The organism is Bradyrhizobium sp. (assembly GCF_004799405.1).
Classification (GTDB): domain Bacteria; phylum Pseudomonadota; class Alphaproteobacteria; order Rhizobiales; family Xanthobacteraceae; genus Bradyrhizobium.
In genome coordinates, this window is record NZ_SSMW01000128.1 from 1 (window position 1) to 21,725 (window position 21,725).

Below are 21,725 nucleotides of genomic sequence, written 5' to 3' on the forward strand. Positions count from 1 at the left end.
GGAGGCTAAAAATACGATGCGTACATTTGCAAAGTTCCTGGCGGACGAATCCGGCGCCACCGCCATCGAATACGGCCTGATTGCGGCCGGCATTGCGTTGGCGATCATCGCCGTGGTCAACGGCCTTGGCACCAACCTGAACACCAAGTTTACCTCGGTCAACAACTCGCTGAAGTAAGAAAAAGATTCCCCGTCTCAGGAGGAAGGCTTCTACTTTTCCGTGGCGTGGCTGCCTACACTTGATATTTCTGCCGCCGCGTCTGTTTGGACGCGGCGGTTTTTTTGATGCGCAAAAGCCATCCGTGAGGGCCGGGCTATGCCGGTAGCCGCGCCCGCCTTCGTGGTTTCGGCGGCGCTGTTTTGCGCCCCGCGTAATACGGGTTGACGACACACTGCGCGGCGCGACCCGATGCCGACATATTGCACTGTCCCAGCGAAGTGTAGGCGCACTCAAAGTAATAGTCGTTCGGGCCTTGGTACACTTGCAGGCAGACCGGATAGGCCGGGTCATAAGTCTGGGCGCGAGCCGACGGCGCCGCCGACGAAGCCGTCGCAATCGTCAAAATCGCCAAAGCCAGATACGCATCGGAATCTCCTTGAGGATTGATCGCGAAGCTCTGGAGGTGGAGGGGAGGAAGGCGATCATTTTCCCCTCGCTTTCAACGGATCCTGAGTTGGTGACAGTCCGCCGGCCCTTGTCAGCGGATCATTTGGGTTGTCGAGTACATAGGTCTTGAGGATCAGGTATGTTCCCTCGATCGTAAATGCCGAAGCCGCGATAATCGCAAGCGCAATGACCACTATCGTCCGCTTGCTCAGCTCATCGCCGCGTACTGTCATTTCCCCCATCCTCCCGAAGCTGTGGCAGGCATCATTCACAAAGCACCGTCCTTGAACCATCAGCCTGCTTCTTGCACCAGGTGAAGACGATTTTTTAAGCTGCTGATGTTCTTATGAAAAGGCCGCACCGCCGCGCGGCCGAGTAGCCGGACGCCGCCCATTTTCACCTACCCCAGAGTGTGCGCGCGTTCGGCTACTTCGTTCCGACTTTCCCATCATTTCAGACAACAAAATCAATGGGGTTGACGGACACCCCTTCCGCCGCCGGGGCCACCGTGTTTTACCACGGTATGTGCGTCAGGTCGGCCCATTTTACTGTCTCAGAAGTGTTTCTACGGCCGCCAGCACAGGCTCCATCGGGATGGCATCCATGCCGTCGCCCCCATGATCCTGGGCCCGCACCACGGCCAGCGCCGGCGCCATGGGCGCCCAACGGCGCGGATCCGTTGGACCGAAAAGGCTTACCACCGGGCGCGCCACCGCACCGGCGAGGTGTCCTAGTCCACCGTCATTGGCTACAACCAACCGCAACCGCTCGATAACCGCTATCGCCGCGTCAAAAACTCCGATGGCGGGCTCTGGACGGATCTGCATGAAATCCAGCGCGATGGCCTGGGGAATTGTATTGCGAATCTCCTCCAGCGATGACGCTTCCTGCGGACCCAGCAGGAGCACGGGAACGCGTCCGCGCGAGGCCAGGGCAAGTGCCAATTCGCCAAAGCGATGTAGAGGCCAGTTCTTCCGGGCTTCGCGGCTGCCAACGGCAACGCCCACATAGACCGGTCCTGCCGGGAGTAGCTTCGCCACCATTTCTCGGGCTGCGGTCCCGCACGCGAGCGCGCCTTCACCGTTCGCGGGCGCTCCAAGCGCCGCCTCTGCAAGACTAAGGGCCCTTGCACCGATATGGCGGGGTCGCGTGAACCTGGATGGACGAGCATCGCTGCCAACATAGCCCGGGGTACAGCAATAATAGCGGTCACGTTTCAAGACGTGACGCGCGTAGCCAATGCTCTCCCAGCGCGTGCGTGTATCAAACACCAGAGAGAAAGGCGGCAACTCGCGCAATCCGCGAACCATCTCCGGGCGACGAGAGGAAATCCCCGTCGACGGCCGCACCTCGGACACGAGGTCGCGCAAATAGGGTCTCAGATCGTCAGCCATGGAGGTCTGGAACCCGGCGATCCACCAGATCGGACGGCCCGGAAAGCCTTTGGCGATGGTGCGAAGCATCGGCAGCTTGAGGAGAACGTCACCGAGCCCTTCTCGTTCGACGAGCACTGCGATCGGCCGAGAGCCGGATGACTCACCGCCCTGACGGTCGATTTGGCTCAAGCTGCTTTGCATGTCGTTGGTTCCAAACGCACAACAGTAATTGGAAAATAAATGTATCGGTAGCCCGTGAAAGCGCTCGCACAAGCGTGGCTTGATATGAAAAAGGCCCCGGCAACCGGGGCCTTGGTTGTCAGTGAAGGGTGATGCTCAGGCGATCAGTACTTCGCGACCACCGGGCCACCCCAGCGGTAGTTTACGCCGACCTTTACCGTGTCGACATTGAGTCGCACCGACGTGTTGTCAACCACGCCTAGCGTTCCGACAGGAGCCGTATCGCCACCGAAGCCGTAGTGCATATACTCAAGTTTTGCACTCCAATTGGGGGTGAACCCCCATTCGATGCCGGCACCGGCTGCATAACCCCAACGGTCATCGGTAAAGTAACCGGTGGTACCGATTGCGGGGACGCCACCCGACAGGACGCTATAGCGGTTGTTCGCATAGCCAACACCGCCCGTACCGTAAAACAGAACGTTGTTGGCGGCATAGCCGACGCGACCACGGAACGACGCGAGATCACGCGTGTCTGTCGCGCAGACGAAAGAAGGATTCGGGCAGAGGGTTGATCCTTTGATGTCGGCCCAATCTCCGTCTGCCTCCAGACCGAACACCCAGGTGCCCATCTGCCAATTGTAACCAATTTGACCGCCAGCAAGACCGCCCGACGTGTCATGGCTCGAATCTGGGTCACCGATAAATTGAAAATGGGAATGCCCCCATCCACCGCCGCCATTCACTCCGATATAGAAGCCGCTCCAGTCATAGACCGCTACCACAGGCGCCGGCGCCTTGGTGTAGGCCCGTGGCGCCGGAGCCATATCAGCGGCCAGTGCGGGCGCAGTGAGGGCAACGAGGCCTGCTGCCGCGATCAGAAATTTCTTCATGGATGTACTCCGAATTCGTGCGCACGACAGTGCCGAGCGAGGTGCCCTATTTTGACTTGGACAATTATTAGCACCGATTCCCGTCAAAAGCCGTGTCCTATCCGTCACATCGCCCGGCAAAATATTGCGATGAAATGTTTCTGAATCGTTGGCGTGCGTTCGCCCGAATGGTCTCCGCGAAGTACCGGAGCGGTTACAAATCCATTTTGAAACAACAGTATAGATTGTTCCCGCATCGATCCGCGCAGAGTGTTTTTTTAATGGTTTGGCCGGTCACGCCGTGGCGAAAAAAAGTCGCAATTCCCGACAGGTCTCGTCGGGGCATTCCTCCTGAAGATAATGCCCTGAAGGTACCGTCGCCGTGCGCTCGATCCGTGTGGCGTATTGCGACCAGATCGCTGCGGCATCATGGTTGCGCCCCACACCGCCTTTTTCTCCCCAAAGGATCATCGAAGGACACGCGACCTTTCGTCCGGCCTTGAAGTCCGCGGTATCCATGTCGAGATCGACGCCGAACGTGGCCCGGTAGTCTTCGCACATTCCGTAGACGGTTTTTGGATCCTTGATGCACCTGATGTATTCGGCGAGTGCGCGCGGATCGAAGAAGTTCGTCCCCTGATCCGTCTTTGAAAGCTTGCGGCGAATAAAAAACTCGGGGTCCGCGCTGATCATTGTTTCAGGGGTTGGAGTGGGCTGCACCATGAAGAACCAGTGCCAGGAAAAGATGCCCCAGTTTTTGGTCACGTTGTTCAGCAGGTAATGCTGCGGGAGCATGTCGATAAACGCGGCCTTGGTGATCGCATCCGGATGGTCGAGACACAGGCGATGCAGCACCCGCGCGCCGCGATCGTGTCCGCCGGCCTGAAATTGTTCGAATCCAAGATGACGCATGACCTCGATTTGATCCTGCGCCATGGCGCGAAATGAATAGGCCGAGTGATCGCTGCCGCCGTCCGGTTTGGAACTGTCGCCGTAGCCGCGCAGATCGGGGAGAACGACCGTAAACTCCTCCGCCAGCCGCGGCGCCACCTTGTGCCAGCAGACATGGGTGAAGGGATTGCCGTGCATTAGCAGCAGCGGCGGCCCTTTCCCCCCGTAACTCAGCACAATCTCCGCGCCATTTGTCTTGATGCGGGTTCGACTGAAACCTTCAAGTAATTCGGACACTTGGGCTTCCCTATCAAACCAGAACCTTCAAACAAAAGACCGCCCGAAGGCGGTCTTCATCTCATGCGCGTATGACCCCGCGCCGCTCAGTTGCAAACCATCACGCAGTGGCCCTCAACGCCGCAAACCCGATGTTGACCCCTGCCGCCGCACGGTCCGCGTCCCGGCTCCACGACCACGACTCCGGGAGCGACGACGACATCGCCGCGGTTCGGCCGGCATCCGCCTTCGGGTCCGCGATGAAAGCCCACACCGCAGCCGCCCTCTACCTTGATAATCATGTTGTCGGGTGCCTGGCCGGGTGAAAGCGGCATAGCCTGCGCAGCACTTCCCGATAGGCCTAAAATGAAAGCGAGAGCGATAAGCCTGTTCATTGTTTTTCTCCCTGCATTGCTATTGCACACCCCGATCATGAACCCAGCCGCGTCGTGTCGTAAAGAGGCGAATTCGGCGCTTTCCCCTTCTGCCGCCGGCGCGCCCATTCTTAACAATCGCGGCTTTGATCGGGCACCGTGCGCACCATGATGTGGCAGCAACATTCCGAAATGAACCAGTTGCGCGGTACGTCCAGAGAACCCGTCCCTTTCGCCATCCGATTTTGGCGGGGGGACGTTCACGATACAACCTGCCATTGTCAGAATTGCCGTTTCGCGCTAGCGAACGGCAATCGATTTGACGTGTACTTACGCCGATTTCGGAGCAGGCCATTGACCGTTATCCGCAGCACCTTCGCCATCGCTCTGTCCGTAACCGGACTTGCCACCCTCGCCGGGTTTGCCTCCCTTCCCCCGATCGGCGACGCCATGGCGCAGAGTGCGACCGCGGCACTTGTGGCAAAGCCGGTGTCGCTGCCCGACATGGCGATCGGGCCGGTGAAAGCTCCGGTGACCATCACCGAATATTCTTCGATGACCTGTCCCCATTGCGCTGGTTTCGAACAAAATGTTTTTCCGATGCTCAAGTCGAAATATATCGACACCGGCAAAGTCCGTTTTGTGTTCCGGGAATTCCCGCTCGACCTCACGGCTGCGGCGGCTTCAATGCTGGCGCGCTGCATCGCCAACAGCGATGCCGGCAAGTATTTCGGCGCGGTCGACATGCTGTTCAAACAGCAGGATCTGATGGTGATTCAGACCCAGGAGACCCTGAGATCGATCGGCAAGCAAGGCGGCATGACCGATCAATCGGTTGAAAACTGCCTGAAAGATCAAGCCATGCTCGACAAGCTCGCCGCCGATCAGAAATTCGCCGTCGACGTCTTGAAGGTCGATGCAACGCCGACCTTCTTCATCAACGGTGAAAAGGTCAAGGGCGCGATGTCGTTCGAGGAAATGGACAACAAGATCAAAACATTGCTGAAAAAATAGCAGCCTCACTTCGGCGCCGACCCGCGCGCCTGGCGCTCATCCGCTATTTCTCGCCGTCCGGCTGATGCGCTTGCGGCGTTTCCACGAAAGTCACGCCGATCCGCTTTTGCTGGATCCAGGCAATCCTGCACTCGCGGACGGATGAGCCCTTCGCCATCACCAGACGAAAATGCGGCGGCACGAAAGCGGGATTCTCGACGTCGATAGCGGCGCCCTCTACCGAGATATTTCGCACCATGCAACTCATGACGGAACCGCCCGCCGATACGTAGGCAGGTTCATTGATTTCGGTTCGCGGGTGCCTTCGCTTTTCTTGAATCAATTTTGGGTCCTGGCTGGCCATTCGCGGGGGCGATGTTAGCGGCAAACGTTAAACAAAGGCTCACTCGCCCGCATCGGCAGACCTCTGGGGGGCCGGTTCCGCGGCTGAATTGGGGCGCCTCTTTATGCGCTGGTGCTCCCGCGTTGACAGGCTTCCGTTCGCCGCGCCGAGGGGGTAGCTTTCTCCGCATCGGCGGTGCGCAGGCGCGACGCCCGCCCAAAATGAACATGCGCCAAGGGGGAAAACGCCATGTTCGAGATACTCGATCGACGGACGAGTTTGACCGGCAACCAGATCAAGATCCTCGCTGCAGCCATCATCGGCGATGCGCTGGAATTCTTCGATTACTTCCTGATCGGCTTCGTGCTCGCTTTTCTGATCGGGCCCTGGAAGCTGACCTTCGGTCAGTCCGCCATTGTGCTGATGAGTTCCGGTATCGGCGCCATCCTCGGCGCGTTTGCGTGGGGCTGGCTCGCCGACCGTATCGGCCGCCGCAAGGTCTTTATCGGTACCGTGCTGAATTTCTCCATTGCGACCGGCCTGCTTTATTTCACGCCGGACAATGGCTGGATCTATCTTACGATCATGCGCTTCTTCGTCGGGCTCGGGGTCGGCGGGCTTTATTGCGTGGACCTGCCGCTGGTGCAGGAGTTCATGCCCTCCTCCAGGCGCGGCTGGGTCGGTGGCATCGTGACCTGCGTGATCCCGCTCGGCGTAGGCCTTGGTGCGGTGATGGGCGGAATGGTGGGCAGCGGCGACTGGCGGCTATTGTTCGCGGTCGGCGTGCTGCCGGCGCTGCTGGTCCTGCTGGTGCGTCTCTGGGTGCCGGAATCGCCGCGCTGGTTGTGCCGCCAGGGTCGCTACGAGGAGGCGCGCCAATCGCTCGCATGGGCGCTGCAGATGGAACCATCCACGCTGCCCTTACCGACCGCCGCCGACGCCGGCCCGATCATCAAAAGCAACTGGCTCGATCTCTTTAAATACCCGCGCAGCCTTATTGTCTCCTGGCTTGGCAATGCCGGTGCGCAGACCGGCGTCTACGGCATGTCTTGGACACGCTGATCGCGACTTCTGCCAGCCTTGCGGGCGACCAGACGGTGATATTGCGCGCCGAGGCTCTTCGGCCGGTCGTCGGCGCCTGGATGATGGGCGCCGATACCGACCTCACGTTTTTCCAGGGAGAAACACCATGCCACTCGGCGGACTGCAGCATTACACCATCGAACCTTCCGATCTCGAGCGCACAAAGGACTTTTATTGCGACGTGCTGGGGCTGGAGAACGGCGAGCGGCCGCCGCTCGACTTCCCCGGCTACTGGCTCTATTCGGGCGGCACCGCCACCGTGCACCTGATGGGCACGCGCAAGGCGCGTGAGGGCATCGTGGTGCGCGGCACCGAGAAGAAATACGAAGACACCGGCCGCCTCGATCATATCGCGTTTGCCGCAACCGATCCCGACGGCATACGCAAACGCCTGCAAGCCAGGAACGTGAAATTCCGCGAGCAGATCGTCCCGCGCACCGGCGACACGCAAATCTTCCTGTACGATCCCGACGGTGTCGGCGTGGAGCTGAATTTCCCCAAGCCTTGAATTCAAGCCTTGAAATTCAAACCTCTAGACGTCATCGGCCGGGAGGTTGGAATGAAGCTCGTATTTTCGGGTATCGCCGTTATCGCTGTATGTCTTGTTCCCTTCACGCTCGCCAAGGCTGAAAGCTGCAGCAGCAGGGCCGAGACCTGCGTTGTAAAATGGGGCGCGCCGCGCGCGGCGTGCTTCGAGCCGTTCAGAATGGCGGCATGTGAAAAGACGGGAAGGTACGTTGCGCCGAACGGCAACGTCTGGCCGGCCAGATGCGGGCAAGTAGACGAGCGCTGAAGGCCTGGCGCTCTCGCACTCCGATTCCCGACAAAGGCCATCACCCGGCCATCACTCGGGCGCGAAACGGTCAGCGTTTGCTCAATTTTGCATGACGAATTGAGAAGCCGCGCCGCTGCGGCAGGATAGCCGGGTGCCGCGCCTTCAACCTACCCCAGGGCATGGACGCCCGGCTATTCGCGGCGCCGCGTTGAGAGCTTTAGCGGTTTAGTCGAGCCCACGTTCGTGGCTCAGACGCACCATTTCCTCGATGAAAATCGTTTTTTGCTTGTCATCGAGGCTGCCAAATAGCGGCTCGGCCGCGTCGGCGACATTGCGCTGGTCGACGGCGCGATCGTTGAGAAACTGGGCTTCGTTGCGCATTTGCTCGATAATATCGTCGGGCGGATCGCGCTTGGCGCGCGCAATTCGCAAGTTGAGACGATCCGCACCATTGTGGCCGAGGTAATGCATCGCGCTATTGAACGCGGTCCAGTTCTTCTCCTGTTCGGGCGTGAGATTCAATTCGGCCTTGATCCGGTCGATGTTTGCATCACTGTTCGCCACAATCTGTTCGGCGGTCATTTGCGGCACGCCCTCCTCCTGGGTCAGCACCGGCTGCTGCTTCGTTCCCTTGACAGCCCCCTTGCCTCCCTTGGCGGTTTTCGTCTTTTCATTCGCCGGAGGCGTTGGCGCGGTTTTTCCGGCACCGAGCACGCCGGTAAACACGCCGACGACACCACCGATGGCGCCCCCCAACACGCCGCCGACCGGTCCGGCGGCCTTGCTACCCTCTTTGGCTCCCTGCTGAGCGCCTTTAACCAGACCTTGCGCCTCTACCATCGACGGCGCGCCGAGAAGCATGACGACAACGGCCCCAAACGCGAAACGCAACTTCCGGTGCACGTGCGCTGTCGGTATCGGGCTGGTCATTATTAGGTCTCCATGATCGGTCGTGGCGGTGGCTTGAGCAGCTGGGGGGCACATTTGCCAAGGAATTGGGACATTATCGTTTTCGCATCGCGCAAGTCTACCGCGCGCCACGACGTCATACCGGGGGAAAAGATGCTCCGGTCACGTCATTGGCGACAGGGTTGTGGCGCAATTGATCCCTTCCGCCGATACCGTCAACCAGTGTGTGCAGCGCAATATCCTCCCGGCCGGACTCACGGGGTTAGACACGGAGGGTCCCGGTTTGCACACAACGTTAGTTTTAGGGTCTGACTAACCTGATTTCTCGACAGACGCAGGCAATTCTGCTCTGATCTTCAAATCAAATCTCCGCACTGCCACGCCTATCGATTTTCCAGCGTGCCGGTCAGACGGAGTCAAAGAAACAAAAACAACATTTGCCACAGCAGAGAGGGAACGTCATGTCACGGAGAAGGCTGTCTCGACGACAATTCGTAGCTGCGACCGCTATGTCATCGGCTGCGCTGATCACGGCGCCATATATTCGAGGCGCGCACGCGGCCGGCAAGCTCACAATGGGCTTCTGGGATCACTGGGTACCTGGCGCCAACAAGGCCTCTACCGATCTCGTCAATGAATGGGCCGCCAAGGAGAAGGTCGAGGTTTCCATCGACTACATCACGAGCCAGGGCAACAAGAACCTGATCACCATCGAGGCAGAAGCCCAGGCGAAGTCTGGCCATGACATTCTCGCGATGCCGACATGGTGGCCGCATGCACAGTCTGATCTGCTTGAGCCGATGAACGACGTGGTCGAGCCGCTCATCACGCTGAACGGCGCAGTCAACGGCACCGTGCAATATCTCGGCAAATCAGGCGACAAATGGCTGGGTGTCCCGGCCTGTATCGGCAGCCAGATCAAGGGGCCTTGTTCGCGGATCGATCTGATGAAGAAATACGCCGGTATCGATGTGCAGGAAATGTATCCGGCCGGCAGCCCGCCCAAAGCGGACAACTGGAACACGGATACCTTCCTCAAGGCGGCCGAGGCCTGCCACAAGGGCGGCTTCCCGTTCGGCATCGGTCTTGGTGAGACCAGTGACTCCGTCGATACCGTCGGCGCGTTCTTCCTGGCCTTTGGGGCCGAGGTCGTCGACGTCAAGGGCAACGTCGTGGTGAAGAACGATAACGTGCGGCAGGTTCTTGAATATTACAAGAAGCTGATGGCATTCCTGCCGCCGGATGCTCCGGCGTGGGACGATGCTTCCAACAACAGATGGCTGGTCTCGGGCAAGGGCGCACTGATCATGAACCCGCCAAGCGCGTGGGCCGTCGCCAAACGCGATGCGCCGCAAGTCGCGGAGCAATGCTGGACGCATGGCTTCCCGGTCGGTCCGAAGGGCCGCTTTGCACCGTTCCTCCCCTATTTCTGGAGCGTCTGGAATTTCTCCAAGAACAAGGAGGCGGCCAAGAGCCTGCTGACGCATCTGTCGCAACCGGCTTCGGTTGAGAGGCTGGTTGAAGCCAGCGGTGGTTACGACCTGCCGGCGTTCGAGAAACTTACCACCCTGAAGGTATGGGCCGAGGAAGGACCGCCAAAGGGCACGCTGTTCCATTACCCCAATCCATACAACCACCAGAAGCTTTCGATCGCGGCATCGCCGGCGCCGCCGAAGATCGCTCAGCAGATCTACACGCAAGCGACCCTGACCAAGATGTGCGTGCGTTTCTACCAGGGCGAGGCCATGGAGAAGACTCTGGCTTGGGCGGAAGGCGAACTTGAGGGCTTTATGCGGAGCTGACGGGTCGGATCGCGGTGGCGCTCACGCAGAAGCGGCGTGGCCGCCACCGCGACCATTCGCAGTGGCGCGGTTGGGCCAACACGATCGGGAGCCGGCGCAATGCCGGCTCGTCGATACCGGGAAATCCTGTTCTTCAGAAATAAAACGCGCGAGGAAGATGCATCATGGTTGATGTCGCATTTCAGCCGAACAGCGTTCTCGAAACGAGAGTTGTGCGAAAACGAGCCAGTTTGCGGACAGCGCTCAAGCGCAAGTCTACCGCCGCCTTTCTCATGACATTGCCGCTGATCCTCCTCGTTACGATTCTGGTTATCTATCCCGCCTTCTATTCCTTGCATCTCGCAACCCTGAACAAGTCGATGCAACGCTTTGTTGGCTTCGGAAACTTCGAATTCCTGTTCAAGCGCGAGACGTTCTGGCTGGTCGTGAAACAGTCGTGCATCTTTGCGATCACGGCGGTGGTGTTCAAGGCGCTGATCGGCTTCATCGTCGCGCATTTCGTGCACAACGTTCCCGCCAAGGGACAGCGCAAATGGCGCGGAATGCTGCTGGTGCCGTGGGTCATTCCACCGGCCATGAGCACGCTGGCGTGGCTGTGGCTGTTCGACCCCTCCTACAGCGCGTTCAACTATACGCTGTCATTTTTCCACGTCGGGCCGATCGCCTGGACCGGCGACGCCTACTGGGCGCGGTTCTCGGTCATCCTGGTGAACATCTGGTTCGGCGCACCTTTCTTCATGATCCTGTACCTGGCGTCGCTGAAATCCGTGCCGGAGCAGCTTTATGAAGCCGCGGCGATCGACGGCGCCAATTGGTGGCAGCGCATCTGGTATGTGACGCTGCCGATGATGCGCAACATCATCGCGATCACATTGCTGTTTTCGCTGATCGTCACCTTCGCCAACTTCGATATCGTCCGCATCCTCACCGCAGGCGGTCCGCTGGACCACACCCATATTTTCGCGACCTGGGCGTTCCGCGTCGGTATCGAGGGCGGCGACATCCCGCTCGGCGCCAGCGTCTCGTTGTTCATGTTTCCGATCCTGGCGATCGCGGCGGTCTTTATCCTGCGCGATATCAACCAACGCGGGAACGAAGCCTGATGGCCAGCACCGTGATGATCGACAAGGCGGCGCCGACCCGCAACCCCGCCTATGGCAGCATGAGCCGGGATCGCGCCTGGGCGCTGAAATGGTCGTACTTCTTCCTCACGCTGTTTGCGATTTTCTCGCTGGTTCCGCCGCTTTACATGCTGATCACCTCGCTCAAGAGCAGCGCGGAGATTTCGGCGGCGACCAATCCTTGGTGGGTGTTTCATCCGACACTGTCGAACTATGTTGGACTGCTGACATCGAACCAGTTCCTGACATTCTTTCGGAACTCGGTGCTGGTCTCGATCTTCGTGGTCACCATCACCATGTTGATCAGCGTGCCCGCGGCATTCGCGCTGTCCCGCATGCGGTTCTGGGGCTCGGCGACGCTGGCGACCGGCGTGTTCCTGACCTACCTCATTCCGGATACGCTGCTGTTTCTGCCGCTGTTCAAGATGTTTGCGGTTTTCGGCGATTGGACCGGAATCCAGTTGATCAACCGCTGGTATGTGCTGGTGGTTGTGTATCCGACGCTCACCGTGCCGTTCTGCACCTGGATCATGATCGGTTATTTTGCGTCGATCCCCAAGGAGCTCGACGAAGCCGCCATCATCGATGGCGCGTCGTGGTTGCAGACGCTGACGCGCATCTTTATCCCGGTCGCTCTCCCCGGCATTATTGCCGCGACCATCTTCGCCTTCACGGTCTCGTGGGCGCAGTTTCTCTATCCGCTGGTATTCACGACGTCGACCGATCAACTGGTACTGCCGGTCGGCATCATCACTTCCTTGGTCAAGGGTGACGTCTTCAACTGGGGACAGATCATGACCGGCGCCCTGCTCGGCGCGGCCCCTCCGCTCATCATCTACGCGTTCCTGATGGATTATTACATCGCTGGCCTGACCGCCGGCGCGACAAAGGGTTGACATCGATGGCTGACGTGACGTTGCGTAAGGTGATCAAGCGCTACGACGAGGTCGAGGCGGTGCGCGGCATCGATCTTGACATCGCCGACCACGAGTTCGTGGTGCTGGTGGGGCCGTCAGGCTGTGGAAAATCGACCACACTGCGCATGATCGCGGGCCTCGAGGATATCACCGACGGCGATATCATGATCGGAGGCGACGTCGTCAACGATGTGCCGCCAAAGGACCGCGACATCGCGATGGTGTTTCAGAACTACGCGCTTTACCCGCATATGACGGTGGCGGAAAACATGTCGTTCGGGTTGCGCCTGAAACGCTACCCGAAAGCCGAGATCAAGACGAGAATCGACGAAGCCGCGCGCATGCTGGACATCGTCGAACTGGTCGATCGCAAGCCCAAGCAATTGTCGGGTGGCCAGCGCCAGCGCGTCGCGATGGGCCGCGCCATCGTCCGCAACCCCAAGGTTTTCCTGTTTGACGAACCCTTATCCAACCTCGACGCCAAGCTTCGGGTCCAGATGCGGATCGAAATCAAGAAGGTGCATCAGAAAGTCCGCACCACGACAGTTTACGTCACTCACGACCAGGTCGAGGCGATGACGCTGGCCGATCGGGTCGTAGTCATGAATCACGGCCGCATCGAGCAGATCGGAACGCCGAACGATCTCTATCACAACCCGGCCACCCGCTTTGTCGCCGGCTTCATCGGCTCGCCCGCAATGAACTTCATGCCCTGCCGGCTAGAGGACGTTGCCGGCAAGTTGAACATCCGGTTGACCGACCGCATCGCCTTCCCGCTGCCGCCGGGCCGCGCCGCCAGGTATCAGGGCGTCGGGCGAAACGAGAAGTTGCTGCTCGGGCTGCGGCCGGAGCATATCACCGAGGCGAAAGCGCATCCGGAGCCCGGGGTCGAGGCCTTCGACGCGGTACTGGATGTGACCGAGCCGATGGGCATGGAGACGCTGATCTATTTCACGCTCGAAGGCGCGCAAATCTGCGGACGGGTCAACCCCAATGCCGGCGCCCGCGCCGGCGGCCCGCTTCGATTGGCAGTGGACCTCAACAATATGCACCTGCTAAACGAGGTCACCGGCGTGGTCATTTGACCGCGCACAACAAGAAAAGGCCAAACGGCTGGGCAAGGACGGGAATGGCGACCAACAAGAAGAAAATTTTCATCACCGAATCGATGTCGCAGCAAGGACGGGAACTGTTCCGGGTGCGGGACGACATCGAACTCATCGAATTCCCCAATATGATATCCGCCAAGGATTTCGTCGCGATGCTCAAGCAGCATGCGCCGGTTCATGGCGTCGCCCTCGGAGCGACCAGCTTCGGCGAAACGGAACTCGAGGCCTCGCAGGATATGCGGGTCGTGACCCGGATCGGCGTTGGCTACGACGCCGTCGATGTCCCCGCCTTAAGCCGCCGCAAGGTGCCGCTGATGGTGGCGGGCACCGCCAATTCTCCATCGGTCGCCGAACAGGCGATGTTCATGATGCTGTGGCTGGCCAAACGTGCGGTGGAAATGCACACGCTGGTGAAGGCCGGCAAGTGGGCTACGCGGCTGGGGCTTTTGCCGTACGATCTCTACGGCAAGACGGTTCTGATCGTAGGTTTCGGCCGCATCGGCACCCGGACCGCCAAACGCTGCCTTGCGATGGAAATGAACGTCCTGGTCTATGACCCCTACAAATCCGCCGCCGAGATCAAGGCGGCGGGCTGCGAACCGGTTGATGATCTCGACGCGGCGCTGCCGCGAGCCGATTTTGTCAGCGTGCACTGCCCGAAGACGCCGGAGACGGTCGGCATGTTCAACGCCGCGCGGCTCAAACGCATGAAACCGACGGCCTATCTGATCAACACCGCGCGCGGTGGAATTGTCGAGGAAAAGGCGCTGTTCGACGCGCTTTCCTCAGGCAAGCTCGCAGGCGCCGGTCTTGACGTTTTCGAGCAGGAGCCGCCGCCGCTCGGTCACTCGCTGTTCGAACTTCCCAATGTCATCATCGCGCCCCATGTGGCCGGCGTCACGCGGGAAGCGGTCGATCGCATGAGCGTGCAAACCGCGCGCAACATCTTGAGCGCCCTGGACTGCGAACCGATCCGTCAGAACGTCATCAACCAGGACGTGCTCGGTTAACCCGGGCACGATTGTTTCCGGCTCGCGTCGAACCTGCCTGGTTTCGGCGCCTCACTACCGCGGGTATCGACATGGCTTTCAAGGAATACGGCAGTTATGACGCGATGGGTCTGGCCGATCTGGTTCGCAAGAAAAAGGTCAGCGCCGGAGAACTGCTGGACGAAGCAATCGCGCGCACCGCCAAGGTCGATCCGCAAATCAACGCGGTAGTCGTCAAACATTACGACTATGCACAACGGCAGATCGACAACGGCCTTCCGGACGGCCCGTTCACCGGCGTGCCGTTTCTGCTCAAGGATCTGGACCTTCTGGAGGGTACGCGGACCACGTTCGGCGCCAGTGTCTACAAGAACAATGTCGCCGACCATACCGGCACCCTCGCCCGGCGTTTCCTCAACACCGGCGTCACGATTTTCGGCAAAAGCTCCAGTCCGGAATTCGGATTGATGCCGACCACCGAATCCCGGCTGTTCGGTCCGACGCGAAATCCGTGGAACCCGGCGCACTCCTCCGGAGGCTCGTCCGGTGGCGCCGCCGCCGCCGTCGCCGCACGCATTCTTCCCGTCGCCCACGCCAGCGACGGCGGCGGTTCGATTCGCATCCCGGCTTCTGCGTCCGGCGTGTTCGGCCTGAAACCGACCCGTGCGCGCAATCCGCTTGGGCCCGATCGCGGCGAAGGCTGGGGCGGATTTTCCTGTGGCCATGTCGTGAGCATCAGTGTACGCGACAGTGCCGCGATGCTGGACGCGATTCACGGACCTGAAACATCAAGCCCCTATGTCGCGCCAGCACCGGAGCGGCCGTTCGCGCAGGAAGTCGGGCGCGATCCCGGCAGGCTGCGCATCGCTTTTACCGACAAATCGCCCTATGGCGATGCCATCGACCCGGAAATCGCCGCGGCGGTGCGGGACGTCGCGAGCATGCTGGCCGGGCTTGGCCATCATGTCGAGGAGCGAGCCCCCGGGTTGGCAGCCGATCCAGCCGCCGTGATGGCGACGATTGTGGGCGCCAACACCGGCTTGAGTCTGCGGCTTGCCGCGCAGCGCTTCGGCCGTGCCATGACCGACAGCGATTTCGAGATATTGACACTGGCCAGCGCGCATAATGCGGAAAAGACCACCGCGACCGATTATGTGGACGCGCAACTCAGCGCGTTTCAGATTTCGCGCGGCCTCGCGACCTTCCTCGAAAGCTGCGACGTGTTCCTGTGCCCGACGCTTTGCTCGCCTCCGTTGCGCATCGGCGAGCTCAATACGATGTCGGAGGATCTGTCGCACATCGCGCCGATCTTGCGGCGTTACATGCCTGGTACCAGCATGTTCAATATGTCCGGTCAGCCGGCGATGTCGATGCCGCTGGCCTGGAACGCCGCCGGATTGCCGCTCGGTATGATGTTTGCCGCACGCTTCGGCGACGAAGCGACGTTATTTCGTCTGGCGGCACAGCTTGAACAGGAACGGCCCTGGAAAAATAAACTGCCATCGATTTATGCATAGGCCGACAAAACTCAGCCGCATTCGACCGCGACAAAAGATGTTGATGTCCGCGGCAGATTCGTTCGCTGGCTGATTAATGTCCGGAGGACGCACTTTGAGTCAAAGTGACCCGACCGATCACGCGCTGGCGGCGATCGCCAGTATTCTCGATCAACCCGCATCCAGTCCGGAGAAGGCCGCAACCGAAGCAAAAACTGTTGATCCGGTGCTGCTCGAGGCGAACGGCTATTCGAAAACCGGTCCCGGCCCGATGGCCGCCATCCGTTTCAAATGGGCCGCCCGCGGCGACGATCATGGCGGCTATTATGTGGACGAGACGATCGGCGACAATTCCCGACCCATCACCAGCGGACCGATGTCACGCGATGCTGCGATCCGGTTCGTGGACGATCGCGCCGGCGAAGCGCACCGGCGGTTCGAGCAACTCAAGAGCGAAATGACCGGGCACGAAGCGACGGCCGATCTCGCCCGAAAAATCAGCAGCGGAATGTAGCGTTTCCGGCCTTGAAAGCCCGTTGCCGGATCGATTGCCGCTGCAGATCTGATAACACCAATAAGCTCTTTCGCCGAAGTCGTCGTCCGTTCTATATCGGCAGCGACCCGACCCGACACGGCGCGAAAGAAAATCCCGATGTTTCGACTCCTGACCTCCCTCGCCACTGCATTTTTCCTGTTTGCCGCCTCGGCGCAGGCCCAGCAGGCCTCCCGCCTCGATGACATCGTAAAGCGCGGAACATTGCGCGTTGGCATGACCGGCGACTATTTGCCGTTCACCTATCTCGACAGGGCTACTTCCAAATTTCGCGGCTTCGACGTCGATATGGCGGAGGCTCTCGGCAAGGCGCTCGGCGTCAGCATCGAGTATGTTCAGACGGCCTGGCCGCAGCTGATGAAAGACTTCGAAGCCGACAAATTCGACATCGCGATGGGTGGCATTTCGATCACGCTCGATCGGCAGAAAAAGGGGATGTTCTCCACCCCCATCATGCGCGAAGGCAAGACGCCGATCGCGCGCTGCACCGACCGGGGCAAATATGAAACCCTCGCCGATATCGACAGGCCGGGTACACGTGTGATCGTCAATCCCGGTGGCACCAACGAACGGTTTGCCAAGGCCAATGTCAAAACCGCCGAAATCAAGACCTACAACGACAACGTCACAATCTTCGACGAGATCGCCAAGGGCAATGCCGACCTGATGATGACGGATGCTTCCGAGACCCGGTACCAGCAAAAGCTGCACGCCGGGGTGCTTTGCGCGGTGCATCCGGACCGGCCGTTCGACTTCGCCGAGAAGGCCTATTGGCTGCAGCGCGACGTCGCCTTCAAGGATTTCGTCGATCAATGGTTGCACATCGCGCATGAAGACGGCAGCTTCAAGAGGATTTATGCCGCCTGGTTCGAATAGGCCCCAGAACGGCCGGTTTGTCCTGGAAATTGACCGCCTATCCGATCCTAAATTAGACTGGCTGCGACGCATTGAACCAAAGCCGCGTGGTGACGACTCATTCGATGAAAGTGACGTCGGTCACGTTGTGGAAGATTGCTAAAGCCCGGGGTCGGACCAGGTTCCACTGCTCAGGAGGCCGTGATGAAAAAGCTTTTTGCCGTCGCCGCATTTGTGCTGGCGAGTACCGCCGCGCAAGCTCAGTACAGCTTCGAGTATGGTGGACGCACCATTCGCATTGATCCGGATAAGGGAACGGTTTCGATACCGGGCGTCTACGACAACACCGGAAAGCGGACAAAACGCTCGCGCAGCGATCAGGACGCCGACCGGCAACACAAGCCGGCGCCCGACGAGGCGAAAGTCGATCCGCAGACGCCGGCAACAGCCCCTGCACAGACCGAACAGGCGCCTGCGGTGGTGAACGCTCCACCTGCGCCGGCGCCCGCCACGGCGAACGCAGGACCCTCCGATACCATAACCGGCGTACAGCCTCCGGCCGACACCCCCGCGACGCAGGCGGTGCAGGATCCTCCTTCCCCGGCTAAGCCCGACGCCCCACCTCCGGTTGTCGCGACGGCTCCGGTCCCCCCGGCACCTCAAATGGCAAATTCGCCGATCGGCGTTTGGTTGACCGAGGAGAAGGAGGGCAAGGTGCGGATCGAGCCATGCGGCGCCAATCTCTGCGGGTATTCCGTGGACGCCAAGTCGAACCAGAATGGCGAGCAGGTTCTCATCAATATGAAGCCGGGCAAGGATAAATGGAGCGGCCGCATCTTTGACCCGAAATCAGGCAGCACCTATGACTCGACGATTGCGTTGAAAGGCACGGACAGCCTGCGTGTTCAGGGCTGCGCGCTTGGCGGCATGTTCTGCGGCGGTCAGAACTGGACCCGCGTCAACTAGATGCGATAGCGGCTCCGGTCGCGGCAGCGCTCTCGGACTTCGGTTTGCCGCCGAAGGTCGTCTCCTGAATCTTGCCATCGACGATGTGGATACGCCGGTCCGCGCGTGCCGCCAGTGCGGCATCGTGGGTCACCACCACCACGGTCTGCCCACTGTCGGCGATGTCGCGCAAGATGCCGAATACCTGCTCGGTCGAAGCGGTGTCGAGGTTTCCGGTCGGCTCGTCGGCCACGATGATTTCAGGACGATTGGCGAGCGCCCGCGCCAGCGCGACGCGTTGCCGCTGACCGCCGGACAGCTGATTGGGCCGCTTGGCGGCCTGTTCACCGAGACCGAGCGAGGTCAACAGCGCAATCGCTCTTTGGTGCATGTCCCTGGCAGACATCAGGCCGGCTGCGCGCATCGGCAGCAGCACATTTTCAAGCGCGGTGAATTCGGGCAGCAAGAAGTGGAACTGAAACACGAAGCCGCACTTGGTCAGGCGGACGTCGGCGCGCTCGATTTCCGATAGTTTGGATGTCGGCTGGCCGCAGATGATGATCTCACCTTCCGTGGGCGCATCGAGCAGACCCAGCAGATAGAGCAGCGACGATTTTCCGGATCCGGATGGGCCGGTGATGGCGAGAAATTCACCCTTCTCCACCGACAGGTCGATGCCGTTGATCAGCGTATGGGAGATAATGCCCTCGACGCGGCGGACCAGGCCCACAGTCTGCAGGGCGATCTCGCTCAAGACGCGCCCCGGATAATTTCGACCGGATGCACCCGCGTCGCCTTGCGTGCCGGAAAGAAGGCTGCGACGGCACAGCAGAGAATGGAAATGGCTCCCGAGGCAATATAGTGCATCGGCGAATAGTAGATCTGAAGGGGTACCGTCGCGCCGGTAAGCGGGTTGAATATCGTGATCTGCGACCACGCGTAGCACAACAGATATCCGAGAGCCCATCCAAACAGGATTCCGACGGATCCCATCATCATCGATTCGATGATAAATATTCTGCGCACGGCGTACTCCCGCATCCCCAGCGACTTCATGATTGCGATGTCGTGGCGTTTTTCGTGGGTGATGGTGGAAATGATATTATAGGTGGCGAACGATGAGGTCAGCAGCATGGCGCCCATCACCGTCAGCACGATAAAGTCACGGGTCGCAAAGGTAGACAGCAGATCGGCGTTGGCTTCCTGCCACGACACCGATTTGTATCCGGTCTGCGCTTCGACCTGGGTGGCCACTTTCTGTGCGATCAGTGGATCGTTCAGCCGTATCCGCAACTGATTGATGATTGCGTTTTCTCCCGTCAGCGTCTGGGCCAGGCCGAGCAGCGAATAGATCTGCCCTTCGTCGACCCGTTTCAACCCCGACCTGAAGATTCCGACCACCGTCGCTGAAATCTGGGTTCCCTCGCCTGCCGCCAGCAGCACGGTATTTCCATTCTTGACCGCAAGCTTTTCCGCCAGCGCCTGGCCGATGATAATTCCGTTTGCCGCTTTCGACAGATCGCCCAGTTGCCCCTCGATCATCTGCGTGGCGAGCTTGGAAACGCGAACTTCAAGCCGGGGATCGATGCCCGTCAGTGTCACACCGACCTTGCCGCCGCCATGGTCGACAATCGCGGTGGTCTTTACCGACGGCGCCACGTTGCCCGGCAACCATGACCTCAGCGATGCCATCACGGCCTCCGGATACCTGATCCCCGGGCGCCGGTTGACGTTTGCCACGTTGGACATTGCAACCGCCGCGTATTCCTGGTCCGCGGGCTGGATGGGGACCGACCGGCGCTCGTCGTCCACCGTGACATGGGGCATCGTGTCGACGAGTTGCCGAAGAAAATCGATCTGCGATCCCTGCATCAGGCCCGCCATCATGATGGTGAAGCCGACGCCCATAGCCACGCCGAACATGCCGACCAGAGTTTGTCGAACGCGGGTGCTCACATGAGTCCACGCGATACTTAGCAAGAGGTTGGTGGCCATGGGTCTACCGTGCGGCGCTGTATTTGCCGACGTTCCTGCGTGCGTCGTTGACGATGGAATCGACGTGAGCCGACAGGGCCGAAGATATCACGGCATCATCCGGATCGACGGAACTGGCGACGACAGCGGCGGGTTTCGGATCGGAGGTTGCACCGGGCCTGGCTGCACCGGGACCGGGCGTTCCGGGACCGGGCGTTGTGTCCGCGGGAGCGTCCGGTGTCGCCTGCTTCAATGATGCATTTTCCACGCGGACCCGCGTACCGTCAGCCAGATCGGTACGCGCCGGCGACAGCACCGTCATGTCCTTTGATACATTTCCGATGATCTCTACATTGCGGCTGCCGCGAATCCCGACAGTGATTGGAACACGTTCGACTTTTCCACCGGTTACGACCTGAATCGTATCGCCGGTAACTGCCTCGGCAGGCACGACCACGGCGGCGGTCTTTTCCCGGTAGACAATGTTGGCTTCGACCGTCATGCCGATCCGCAGCGGCGTATCGGCGGGCAACCTCAGGTAAACACGAAAGGTTTTCCGCGTCGGATCGCCCTTTGGCGTGATCTGCGAAACGGTTGCGCGCAACGCCTGCGTGGCGAAGGCCTCGCTTCGCAGGAATGCCTTCTGCCCCACGGTAATCCTGGTGATTTCCTCTTCGTTTATTTCGGCCACTACCTGCATCGGCGCCGGCGGGCCTACCCAAAAAAGCACATCGGTCGGCCCAACAATCTCGCCAACCTCGCCGTCGCGGCGCAGCACCATGCCGTCCAATGGCGCGCGAAGCACCAGTCCATCGATGCGCACTTTTTGTGCGCTAATTCGCGATTTGGATTCCTCGAGCCGGGTAAACCGTTGCTCGTATTCGGTCTTGGCCGCGTCGCTCTTGTCACGATCCTTTTCGGCGCGATTGAGATCACGCTCGAGCTGTTCATTGTTGATTTCCAGTTCGTGGAGCGCGCTGACCTCTTCGGCATCGTCCTGACGGCCGAGGATCTGGCCGGTTTTGACCGACTGTCCCTCGCATCGGCAGAGTTCGACCAGCCGGCGCCGCTGAACCGGAACTACTTTTGCCCAGCGCTCGGGTTCTACCGTTCCGGTTCCATAGATGGCCTCTGAAACGGGCGCGAGGATGGAAATCGCTGTGGTTACGACCGGAGGCCGAAACAGGTCAGGATGTTTCAGATAGGTCCAGCCTACAACCACAACCGCAAGCGCCGCTAGCGCGGACCCGGACCAGACTAGCACGCGCGAGGCCATCAGCTTTTC

General features: G+C 60.1%; 24 protein-coding genes. 14 read left to right on the top strand and 10 right to left on the bottom strand.

From position 1 onward, the window contains the following. Positions 1 to 16 precede the first annotated feature (16 nt). The gene (locus tag E7813_RS19730) at positions 17 to 178 is read left to right on the top strand and encodes a Flp family type IVb pilin (protein WP_291576850.1); all 162 of its coding nucleotides are present in this window, start codon (positions 17 to 19) and stop codon (positions 176 to 178) included. 136 nt (positions 179 to 314) lie between these two features. Here E7813_RS19730 and E7813_RS19735 read toward each other — a convergent pair whose 3' ends face one another. The 5 genes from E7813_RS19735 to E7813_RS19755 all read right to left on the bottom strand — a co-directional run bounded on the left by E7813_RS19735 (position 315) and on the right by E7813_RS19755 (position 4,223). Further along, positions 315 to 578, bottom strand: coding sequence for a DUF3551 domain-containing protein (locus E7813_RS19735; protein ID WP_291576853.1), 264 nt, complete (start codon positions 576 to 578; stop codon positions 315 to 317). Positions 579 to 642: 64 nt separating this feature from the next. Continuing rightward, positions 643 to 840: a hypothetical protein gene (locus E7813_RS19740; RefSeq protein WP_291576765.1), complete on the bottom strand. Its 198-nt coding sequence runs from the start codon at positions 838 to 840 to the stop codon at positions 643 to 645. Between the two features lie 312 nt (positions 841 to 1,152). Further along, positions 1,153 to 2,184 (bottom strand): glycosyltransferase family 9 protein, encoded by a 1,032-nt coding sequence (locus tag E7813_RS19745; protein WP_291576767.1) that lies wholly within the window; start codon positions 2,182 to 2,184, stop codon positions 1,153 to 1,155. A gap of 143 nt (positions 2,185 to 2,327) precedes the next feature. Beyond that, the gene (locus E7813_RS19750) at positions 2,328 to 3,056 is read right to left on the bottom strand and encodes an outer membrane protein (RefSeq protein ID WP_291576769.1); all 729 of its coding nucleotides are present in this window, start codon (positions 3,054 to 3,056) and stop codon (positions 2,328 to 2,330) included. Between the two features lie 273 nt (positions 3,057 to 3,329). Beyond that, positions 3,330 to 4,223: an alpha/beta hydrolase gene (locus E7813_RS19755; RefSeq protein WP_291576770.1), complete on the bottom strand. Its 894-nt coding sequence runs from the start codon at positions 4,221 to 4,223 to the stop codon at positions 3,330 to 3,332. A 707-nt stretch (positions 4,224 to 4,930) separates the two neighbouring features. On the opposite strand from E7813_RS19755, the gene E7813_RS19760 reads away from it, so the two are divergent. Next, on the top strand, positions 4,931 to 5,590 hold the full coding sequence (locus E7813_RS19760) for a DsbA family protein (protein WP_291576773.1): 660 nt from the start codon (positions 4,931 to 4,933) through the stop codon (positions 5,588 to 5,590). A gap of 43 nt (positions 5,591 to 5,633) precedes the next feature. Here the strand turns inward: E7813_RS19760 and E7813_RS19765 are convergent, their stop codons facing one another. Further along, positions 5,634 to 5,933, bottom strand: a complete 300-nt coding sequence (locus E7813_RS19765; protein ID WP_291576775.1) for a PilZ domain-containing protein — start codon at positions 5,931 to 5,933, stop codon at positions 5,634 to 5,636. Positions 5,934 to 6,161: 228 nt separating this feature from the next. Between E7813_RS19765 and E7813_RS19770 the strand changes: the two genes are divergently transcribed. The 3 genes from E7813_RS19770 (at position 6,162) to E7813_RS19780 (ending at position 7,788) form a co-directional block, all read left to right on the top strand. Continuing rightward, entirely contained in the window at positions 6,162 to 6,974 is an 813-nt protein-coding gene (locus E7813_RS19770; RefSeq protein ID WP_291576777.1) for an MFS transporter, read from the top strand. 127 nt (positions 6,975 to 7,101) lie between these two features. Next, positions 7,102 to 7,503 carry a VOC family protein gene (locus E7813_RS19775; RefSeq protein ID WP_291576779.1) on the top strand — a complete coding sequence of 134 codons (402 nt, stop codon included), beginning with the start codon at positions 7,102 to 7,104 and terminating at the stop codon, positions 7,501 to 7,503. Between the two features lie 51 nt (positions 7,504 to 7,554). Beyond that, positions 7,555 to 7,788: a hypothetical protein gene (locus E7813_RS19780; RefSeq protein ID WP_291576781.1), complete on the top strand. Its 234-nt coding sequence runs from the start codon at positions 7,555 to 7,557 to the stop codon at positions 7,786 to 7,788. Positions 7,789 to 7,995: 207 nt separating this feature from the next. On the opposite strand, the gene E7813_RS19785 is transcribed toward E7813_RS19780, so the two are convergent. Then, a complete protein-coding gene (locus E7813_RS19785) occupies positions 7,996 to 8,700 on the bottom strand; it encodes a Spy/CpxP family protein refolding chaperone (protein ID WP_291576784.1) in 705 nt (234 codons plus the stop codon). 440 nt (positions 8,701 to 9,140) lie between these two features. On the opposite strand from E7813_RS19785, the gene E7813_RS19790 reads away from it, so the two are divergent. The 9 genes from E7813_RS19790 to E7813_RS19830 all read left to right on the top strand — a co-directional run bounded on the left by E7813_RS19790 (position 9,141) and on the right by E7813_RS19830 (position 18,487). Next, positions 9,141 to 10,481 (top strand): ABC transporter substrate-binding protein, encoded by a 1,341-nt coding sequence (locus E7813_RS19790; protein WP_291576786.1) that lies wholly within the window; start codon positions 9,141 to 9,143, stop codon positions 10,479 to 10,481. A gap of 164 nt (positions 10,482 to 10,645) precedes the next feature. Next, entirely contained in the window at positions 10,646 to 11,584 is a 939-nt protein-coding gene (locus tag E7813_RS19795) for a sugar ABC transporter permease (RefSeq protein WP_291576788.1), read from the top strand. Beyond that, the gene (locus E7813_RS19800) at positions 11,584 to 12,498 is read left to right on the top strand and encodes a carbohydrate ABC transporter permease (RefSeq protein WP_291576790.1); all 915 of its coding nucleotides are present in this window, start codon (positions 11,584 to 11,586) and stop codon (positions 12,496 to 12,498) included. Before E7813_RS19795 ends, E7813_RS19800 begins: the two co-directional genes overlap by 1 nt. 5 nt (positions 12,499 to 12,503) lie before the next feature. Next, the gene (gene ugpC / locus E7813_RS19805; protein ID WP_291576792.1) at positions 12,504 to 13,604 is read left to right on the top strand and encodes a sn-glycerol-3-phosphate ABC transporter ATP-binding protein UgpC; all 1,101 of its coding nucleotides are present in this window, start codon (positions 12,504 to 12,506) and stop codon (positions 13,602 to 13,604) included. Between the two features lie 44 nt (positions 13,605 to 13,648). Continuing rightward, positions 13,649 to 14,638 carry a hydroxyacid dehydrogenase gene (locus E7813_RS19810; protein ID WP_291576794.1) on the top strand — a complete coding sequence of 330 codons (990 nt, stop codon included), beginning with the start codon at positions 13,649 to 13,651 and terminating at the stop codon, positions 14,636 to 14,638. 71 nt (positions 14,639 to 14,709) lie between these two features. Next, on the top strand, positions 14,710 to 16,134 hold the full coding sequence (locus tag E7813_RS19815) for an amidase (protein ID WP_291576796.1): 1,425 nt from the start codon (positions 14,710 to 14,712) through the stop codon (positions 16,132 to 16,134). A gap of 94 nt (positions 16,135 to 16,228) precedes the next feature. Continuing rightward, positions 16,229 to 16,627 carry a hypothetical protein gene (locus E7813_RS19820; protein ID WP_291576797.1) on the top strand — a complete coding sequence of 133 codons (399 nt, stop codon included), beginning with the start codon at positions 16,229 to 16,231 and terminating at the stop codon, positions 16,625 to 16,627. A gap of 138 nt (positions 16,628 to 16,765) precedes the next feature. Then, entirely contained in the window at positions 16,766 to 17,542 is a 777-nt protein-coding gene (locus E7813_RS19825) for a transporter substrate-binding domain-containing protein (RefSeq protein WP_291576799.1), read from the top strand. A 183-nt stretch (positions 17,543 to 17,725) separates the two neighbouring features. Beyond that, positions 17,726 to 18,487 (top strand): DUF2147 domain-containing protein, encoded by a 762-nt coding sequence (locus E7813_RS19830; RefSeq protein WP_291576855.1) that lies wholly within the window; start codon positions 17,726 to 17,728, stop codon positions 18,485 to 18,487. On the opposite strand, the gene E7813_RS19835 is transcribed toward E7813_RS19830, so the two are convergent. Genes E7813_RS19835 through E7813_RS19845 form a run of 3 tightly spaced genes read right to left on the bottom strand, consistent with a single transcriptional unit; the run spans position 18,480 to position 21,716 of the window. Further along, positions 18,480 to 19,211 carry an ABC transporter ATP-binding protein gene (locus tag E7813_RS19835; RefSeq protein WP_291576856.1) on the bottom strand — a complete coding sequence of 244 codons (732 nt, stop codon included), beginning with the start codon at positions 19,209 to 19,211 and terminating at the stop codon, positions 18,480 to 18,482. The two genes, E7813_RS19830 and E7813_RS19835, sit on opposite strands and share 8 nt — an antisense overlap. A gap of 5 nt (positions 19,212 to 19,216) precedes the next feature. Continuing rightward, on the bottom strand, positions 19,217 to 20,461 hold the full coding sequence (locus tag E7813_RS19840) for an ABC transporter permease (RefSeq protein ID WP_291576801.1): 1,245 nt from the start codon (positions 20,459 to 20,461) through the stop codon (positions 19,217 to 19,219). A gap of 4 nt (positions 20,462 to 20,465) precedes the next feature. Beyond that, complete coding sequence (locus tag E7813_RS19845) at positions 20,466 to 21,716, bottom strand: efflux RND transporter periplasmic adaptor subunit (RefSeq protein ID WP_291576803.1); 1,251 nt, start codon at positions 21,714 to 21,716, stop codon at positions 20,466 to 20,468. Positions 21,717 to 21,725 lie beyond the last annotated feature (9 nt).